This window comes from Mesorhizobium sp. M7A.F.Ca.CA.004.04.2.1 (genome assembly GCF_004022825.1).
Classification (GTDB): domain Bacteria; phylum Pseudomonadota; class Alphaproteobacteria; order Rhizobiales; family Rhizobiaceae; genus Mesorhizobium.
In genome coordinates this window covers 1-6,967 of record NZ_RZPH01000223.1, presented here as the reverse complement: position 1 = coordinate 6,967, position 6,967 = coordinate 1, and the positions used below count along the sequence as shown (strand labels likewise).

The following is a 6,967-nucleotide window of genomic DNA, read 5'->3' as shown; positions in this document are numbered from 1 at the left end:
CATATAGTACGTGAGCACCGGAAGCGCAGGTGACGCCTTCAGATGGCCGCAGGAGTAGAGTTTCCAAACGGGCTCGCTAATTAATCAAGCCGGCGTGCTTCATAGCCGCATCGATCTTGTCGGCAGTCGACTGTTCGATCGTCACCAGCGGCGAGCGCAGCACGTTTTCGACCTTGCCTAGCTTCGACAGCGCATATTTGGCGCCGGAAACGCCAGGCTCGATGAAGATCGCCTTGTGCAGCGGCAGCAGGCGATCCTGCAGATCCAGCGCCCTGACGCTGTCGCCGGCAAGCGTTGCCTCCTGGAATTCGGCGCAGAGCCGCGGCGCGACGTTCGACGTCACCGAAATACAGCCGACGCCGCCATGGGCGTTGAAGCCGAGCGCCGAAGCGTCCTCGCCCGAAAGCTGGATGAAATCCTTGCCGCACGTGGCGCGCTGCTCGGAGACCCGTTCGACCTTGCCGGTGGCATCCTTGACGCCGACAATATTCTTGAAGTCGTGCGCGAGCCGGCCCATCGTCTCCGGCATCATGTCGATGACCGAGCGCGGCGGGATATTGTAGATGATGATCGGCAGCTTGGTCGCCTTGGCGACCGCCGCGAAATGCTCGTAAAGACCGCGCTGTGTCGGCCTGTTGTAGTAGGGTGTGACGACGAGGGCGGCATCGGCGCCGGCCTTCTCGGCATACTGCACGAGGCCGACTGCTTCCTCGGTGTTGTTGGAGCCGGCGCCGGCGACGACCGGAACGCGGCCCTTGGCCACCTCGATACACACCTTGACGACCTGGCGGTGCTCGTCATGCGACAGCGTCGGCGACTCGCCGGTGGTGCCGACCGGCACCAGGCCCGTCGTGCCCTCTGAGAGTTGCCATTCGACGAACGCGCGAAAGGCTTTCTCGTCGAAACGCCCGCTCTTTTCGAACGGTGTCACGAGCGCAGTAAGCGAGCCTCTCAGCATATCGTCCAACTCCTTGGGACTTGTTTGTTCATGCATGCCGTTGCCCCAAAACCGGTATTCACTTTGGGGCGACATGCATCGGTGCTTTATCGTGCGCGCCTTCTAGCCGAAAGCGAAGCGGCGCACCATAGTCTCGACATGGTTGCGCGGCAAGCATTGCCATGGTGCCAGCAAGCGCAATTCGAACGGCCTCGCTAACCCTTTGTTTACGAGCTCTTCACGACCTAAGTTTAGGCTTCGAGGCATCTTCGCCTGCTTGGGGAATGCCAGGACAAGGAAAGACTTAAGGATCATGCCGGGCGGTCGGTCTCATATTCTCGCGCTGCTTGGCGCCACGCTCGCGCTGATGCCGGGCATGGCGATCAGCGGTAGCGTGGACGTACGGGTCACCTCAGCCATTCCGATGCCAGGCGCGGCAATTGCGCTGCCAGACCTGCAGGATAGGACGCGACAGGCGCCCTTGCCTGACGTCGCCCCCCTGAAAAGCGGGCTGGATGCGTTGGCGGCGGGCGATAGTCCCCGCGCTCGTGGAGTGCGCAATGCCCTTCCGGCTCAGTCGCTCGACCAGCATATCCTTGCCTGGGCGATCGCGCTTTATGGCGGCGACAAGGTTCCGAGCGGCGATATCACTGCTGCGGCCAAGATGCTGCCCAATTGGCCGGGCACCGTCGCCCTGCGCAGGAACAGCGAGCGCGCACTCTATCGCGAGAACCCTGCCCCCGACATCGTTATCAGGGCGTTCGACGGCAGCCAGCCGCAGACATTCGAAGGTGTGATGGTTCTTGCCCGCGCCTATGTGGCGTCAGGCAATATCAAGGCGGCACGTTCGGTGCTGTCGCCCTTCTGGCGCACCGCGATCCTGGAGGCCAGGGACGAGGCGGCGCTGATCAAGGAATTCGGCAGCTTGATCCCGGCCACCGACCACCGTTTTCGCATGGAGCGCATGTTCTATGCCGACCGCGCGAATTCCGCCTTGCGCGTCGCCGGCCTGGCCGGCGCCCAGCAACTCGCCGAGGCCTGGGCGGCGGCCGACAAAGGCGACAAGAACGCGCCCAAGCTGCTGAAGGCCGTGCCGGCAATGCAACGTTCGGCCGGCTACTTCTTCGCGCAGGCCGAATATCTGCGCAAGCAGGAGGATTTTGCCGGGGCCGCCGCCATTGTGATGCAGGCGCCGACCGATCGCGACGCTCTCGTCGATCCGGATGCCTGGTGGGTCGAGCGCCGGGTGTTGTCGCGCGAACTGGTAGACCAGGGCGACATGAAGACCGCGTACAAGATCGTCGCCACACACGCCGCCGAAAGTGCCGCCAATGCGGGAGACGCCGAATTCCATGCTGGCTGGTATGCGCTGCGCGGCCTGAACGACCCAAAAACCGCGGCCAGTCATTTCGCTCGCATCGCGGACCTCGCCCAGGGGCCGATGACGCTGTCGCGCGCCTATTACTGGCTCGGCCGTGCCGCGGAAGTCGGTGGTCCGGGCAATGCAAAGGACTATTTTGCGCGCGCCGCTGCCTATGGCACGACATTCTACGGTCAGCTTGCCGCCGAACGCGTGGGCCGGCAGGCGCTGAACATCGCCTACCCCTCGCCAAGTGCAGCCGACCGGCAGAATTTTGCCGGCCGCGAGGCCGTCAGCGCCATCAAGCGGCTGCAGGAGGCGGGCTACGACCGCTATGCCGAGACGCTCTATCGCGACCTTGCCGGGCAGTTGACCAGTCCGGGCGAACTGGCGCTGCTGGCTGTCCTTGCGGAAAAGCAAGGGAACCATTTCATGGCGCTGAAAATCGGCAAGATCGCCGGGGCGCGTGGCATCGATGTCGGCGCATTGTCGCATCCGCTCGGCGTCATTCCCGATTCGGCCGACATTTCCGGCTCGGGCAAGGCCCTGGCCTATGCGATCGCCCGTCAGGAAAGCGAATTCAACATCGGCGCCGTGTCCAGCGCCGGCGCGCGCGGGCTGCTGCAGCTGATGCCGGGAACCGCAAGGCAACTGGCGAAGAAGGCCGGGCTGCAGTTTTCGCAAACACGGCTGACCACCGATGCCGGCTACAATGCGACGCTTGGCTCAGCCTTCCTCGGCGAACAGCTCGATCGCTTCAACGGCTCCTACGTGCTGACCTTCGCCGGCTACAATGCCGGCCCCAACCGAGCCAGCCAGTGGGTGGCCAGATATGGCGACCCGCGCGGCAAGGACATCGACGCGGTCGTCGACTGGATCGAGCGGATTCCCTACACGGAAACAAGGAGTTACGTTCAGCGCGTGATGGAGAATTACGAGGTCTACAAGATGCGTATTTCGGGCAAATACGACATTGTCGGGGATCTGGTGAACGGGCGGAGTTGAGGGGATAAGGACAGGCAAGCCAAAGGCTGGCGCTCTACGGCGCCCCCCTCTGTCCTGCCGGACATCTCCCCCTCAAGGGGGGAGATTGGATGTCACCTCGGCTTTCGCCAATTGTCAGCGTCAAAGAAATCGCGCCGCCAATGAAGCCACTGATCTCCCTCCTTGAGGGGGAGATGTCCGGCAGGACAGAGGGGGGCGCTGTCACTCCAACGTCTCCAAGATGGCATCCTTCTATTTGACCATCCCTACCCTCGCCTGTAGCAGTCGGGATGATCCGGTCAGGGGAACCCCTTTCAAATGTCAAACGACCCAGGCTTCTCCGACTTCTTCTACAGCGCACCGGATGGGCTGAAGCTCCATGCTCGCATCTACGGTGAGGCCAATAGCGGATCCTGGCCGGTTGTCTGCCTGCCTGGCCTGACCCGCAACGCCAGGGATTTTCACGAGCTGGCGCTCTATCTGTCGACGCATGCGGCAACTCCGCGCAAGGTAATCGCCTTCGACTACCGTGGGCGCGGGCAGTCAGCCTATGATCCCGACGCCAAAAACTACAATGTCGGCGTGGAGGCTGGCGACATCCTAGCCGGGCTGACGGCGTTGAACATCGGAGAAGCGGCCTTCATCGGCACCTCGCGCGGCGGGCTGATCATCCATGTGCTCGGGATGATGCGGCCATCGGTCCTGAAAGCCATTGTTTTCAACGACATCGGACCGCTGATCGAGACGGCCGGACTTGCCCATATCCAGTCCTATCTCGAGCGCGACCCGGCACCGAAAACCCGCCCAAAGGCAATTGCCGCCCAGCGCAGCGTGCATGGCGAAGACTTCTCCGCCCTTGCCGGCGCCGACTGGGACCGGATGATATGGGCTCTCTACCGCGAAACGGATGATGGGCTGATGCCGGATTTCGATCCGAAGCTGGTGGATACCGTGGCGAGCCTCGATCTGACGCAGAAGCTGCCTGATCTATGGCCTCAATTCGAGGCGTTGGCCGCCATCCCGTTGCTCGCCATACGTGGTGCCAATTCGAGATTGCTGTCCATAGACACGCTCAACCAGATGAGAGAGCGCCATTCCATGATGGAGACGATCACTGTCGAGGGCCAGGGCCATGCGCCATTCCTCGAGACCGGCAGCCTACCGGGCGACATAGCCGCTTTTCTCGACCAAGCCGAGCGGAAGAATATCCCGAAGTAAATCCCATGACCAAACAAGGTCACGGGATAGCTATGATAGTATAGGTGGAGATTCTTTAGCCTACTTGGCCTTTGAACTTTTCCGAGCCGCTTTCGGCGACTCCTTTGCGGCGGCGGCTGCCTCATCCTTCTTTTTCCGCTCTGCCGTCGGCGACGAAGGCGTCGTCACGGGCGAAGAAAACACGGAGCCTTCAGCGCGATTGCCGCCCGGCTGAGTCGATCGAGGTGTTTCCAGCACGATGACACAGCCATCGAGATCGTTGGTGGCCAGATGCGCGTAGCGCATGGTCATCGACAACGTCTGGTGGCCGAGCCACATCTGCACGCGCCTGATGTCGATGCCGCCCTGGACAAGGCGCGAGGCGCAGGTATGGCGCAGTATGTGCGGCACCACCTGGTCGTCTGCGCCAAGTCCGACTTCGGCCTTCGCGTCGTTCCAGATGGCACGAAACTGTGCCTGGCTAAGCTTTGTGAACGGTCCCTTGGGCCGACGGCCTTCGGTGGGCGGCAGTTTGATGACCTCCTTGACCCGCTCGGTCATCGGAATGGTGCGGCTGCGGCCGGATTTGGTGATCCAAAAGGAGACGCGATGCTCCTGGATATCGTTCCAGATCAGCCCAAGCGCCTCGCCGAGACGGCATCCGGTGTCGACCAGGAAGACGGAAAGCCTGTAGGCATCCTCGCTGCGGCTCTTGATGGCGGCGAACAGGCGCGCCTCTTCGTCCCTTTCGAGGAAGCGAATCCGACCCGCCCGCTCCTTCTGGCGGCGGAACTCGGGCAGGCTGTGGATATCTCCCATCTTGTGAGCCTTGCGCAGCAGTTTGCTGAGGGCAGCCATCTTTCGATTGATGGTTGCGTTGCTGTTGCCGCGCTGGCGCAAGGTGCCGATAAGGTTGTCCAGGGTACTTTGGTCAAAGGCGCTGAAACGCTCCCCAAGGAGGATCTCGTCTATTTCGCCGATGAACGAGCTGACATTATACTTATGCCGCCCATCATCCCATAATATGTCCCGATATGCTGAAAAAAGATCTCCGACCCGATGCGACTTTACTTCTCTAATCTTATTGTAGGTGTATCGAATCTTCGGACTTTGAGAAGAAAACATCGAAAAATGATCAGAGGACTCGCCCTCTTGAATCGCTTCGTTCGTCATCATTTGCCACACCCCCGAGTGGGATAGGTCAGCCCTACCCGCTTGGAAGCGTCCTTTCAAGAGATTTTAATCACGCAGTTGTGATTTCATCCGCCCATCAGCGGATCCCACGAAACCACTCCACGGATTTATTCAGCTACCGTTACCCCCATCCTTCTGTTTGCCTTGATCCAGTCGCGAAAACAAAAACAGCCCGGGCGTTGTGCGCCCGGGCTGGATTTCACCTGTAAGGAACCAGCCCTTAGAACGAGCGCTGGAAGCGGAGGATACCGCCGATGTTGCTTTCCTTGTCGGCGCTGGTCCAGTTGGACGCAGGGTAGCTGCCGGCATTGAGGTAGTCGACTTCGGCCGTGATCGTGAAGCCTGGAACCACGTCGTAAGCGATGTTCGCCGCGATGCCGAGGTTTTCGTCTTCATCATACGACACCTGGGCGTTGAACGAGGTCTTCTCGTTGAACTTGTAGGTGCCACCGCCCCAGACTGCCCAGTTGCCGCCCCAGAGCTTGTACATGCCGCGGCCACCGGCCGGGAGAGCATAAGTGCCGTCATTGTAGTTGTCGTCGGTGCCGTAGCCACCCATGATGAACAGCGAGAGTTCGTTCGAAACGTTGACGTCCAAGCGAACCTTGCCAGCGACTTCTTCATAGTTGCTGTCATACGACACAACGCCGGTGATCGCGCCCCAACCCTGCGTCCACTTCACACCGCCGACGACATGCGGAACGTAGCTGTCGATCGTGAAGTCGCCATAGCCTTCTTCGAGCGAGACGACGGCCGAGAAGCCGTTGCCTGCATCGAAGTAGTACTGGATGACATTGGTGTCGAAGCCGCCGTAGGGGACCAGCGTATCCTGGATGACGTTGCCGGCATAGCCGATGAACGTATCGAAGGCCGATTCGTCTTTACCGACACGGAGACCACCGAGCTGGATCCAGGCGAAGTTCAGCGAGACGCCCTTGTTGTAGGCGTTGCCAGAGTAGGTGTCGTCGCTAAATCTCGTGTTGCCGAAGTTGAAGCGGGTTTCGGTGTAGGTCTTCAACGTGCCGAGCTCGGTTTCCTGGCCGGTCCAGGTCTTCAGCGTGAAGCGGGCGTTCTTCTGCCAGGTATCGTTGACTTCACCGTCTTCTTTGTCCCGGGCCCAGGCACCATCGAACGAGCCGACGTCGCCAGCGCCGATATCATAACGGACATAGCCGCCGATGCGCAGGCAGGTTTCGGTGCCGGGGATGTAGAAGTAGCCAGCGCCGTAGACGTCGCAGATCTTGACGTATTCAGCGGGTTCCGGCTCGGCGACGACGACGGCGTCGGCGGCGCGC

Annotated in this window: 5 protein-coding genes; 2 read left to right on the top strand and 3 right to left on the bottom strand. The window is 61.0% G+C overall.

Going from position 1 to position 6,967, the window contains the following annotated elements; translation table 11 throughout:
* Nucleotides 1-76 precede the first annotated feature (76 nt).
* Nucleotides 77-958, bottom strand: coding sequence for a 4-hydroxy-tetrahydrodipicolinate synthase (gene dapA, locus EN893_RS12660; protein ID WP_127267153.1), 882 nt, complete (start codon nt 956-958; stop codon nt 77-79).
* Between the two features lie 292 nt (nt 959-1,250).
* Here dapA and EN893_RS12655 point away from each other — a divergent pair, with 292 nt between their 5' ends.
* Both EN893_RS12655 and EN893_RS12645 read left to right on the top strand, forming a co-directional pair.
* Nucleotides 1,251-3,302, top strand: coding sequence for a lytic transglycosylase domain-containing protein (locus tag EN893_RS12655; RefSeq protein WP_127271626.1), 2,052 nt, complete (start codon nt 1,251-1,253; stop codon nt 3,300-3,302).
* A 297-nt stretch (nt 3,303-3,599) separates the two neighbouring features.
* Nucleotides 3,600-4,499 carry an alpha/beta hydrolase gene (locus EN893_RS12645; RefSeq protein ID WP_127269279.1) on the top strand — a complete coding sequence of 300 codons (900 nt, stop codon included), beginning with the start codon at nt 3,600-3,602 and terminating at the stop codon, nt 4,497-4,499.
* Nucleotides 4,500-4,559: 60 nt separating this feature from the next.
* On the opposite strand, the gene EN893_RS12640 is transcribed toward EN893_RS12645, so the two are convergent.
* Both EN893_RS12640 and EN893_RS12635 read right to left on the bottom strand, forming a co-directional pair.
* Nucleotides 4,560-5,654, bottom strand: coding sequence for a site-specific integrase (locus tag EN893_RS12640; RefSeq protein WP_127269280.1), 1,095 nt, complete (start codon nt 5,652-5,654; stop codon nt 4,560-4,562).
* Between the two features lie 238 nt (nt 5,655-5,892).
* A partial coding sequence (locus EN893_RS12635; RefSeq protein WP_164753566.1) for a porin occupies nt 5,893-6,967 on the bottom strand: 1,075 nt, incomplete at its 5' end.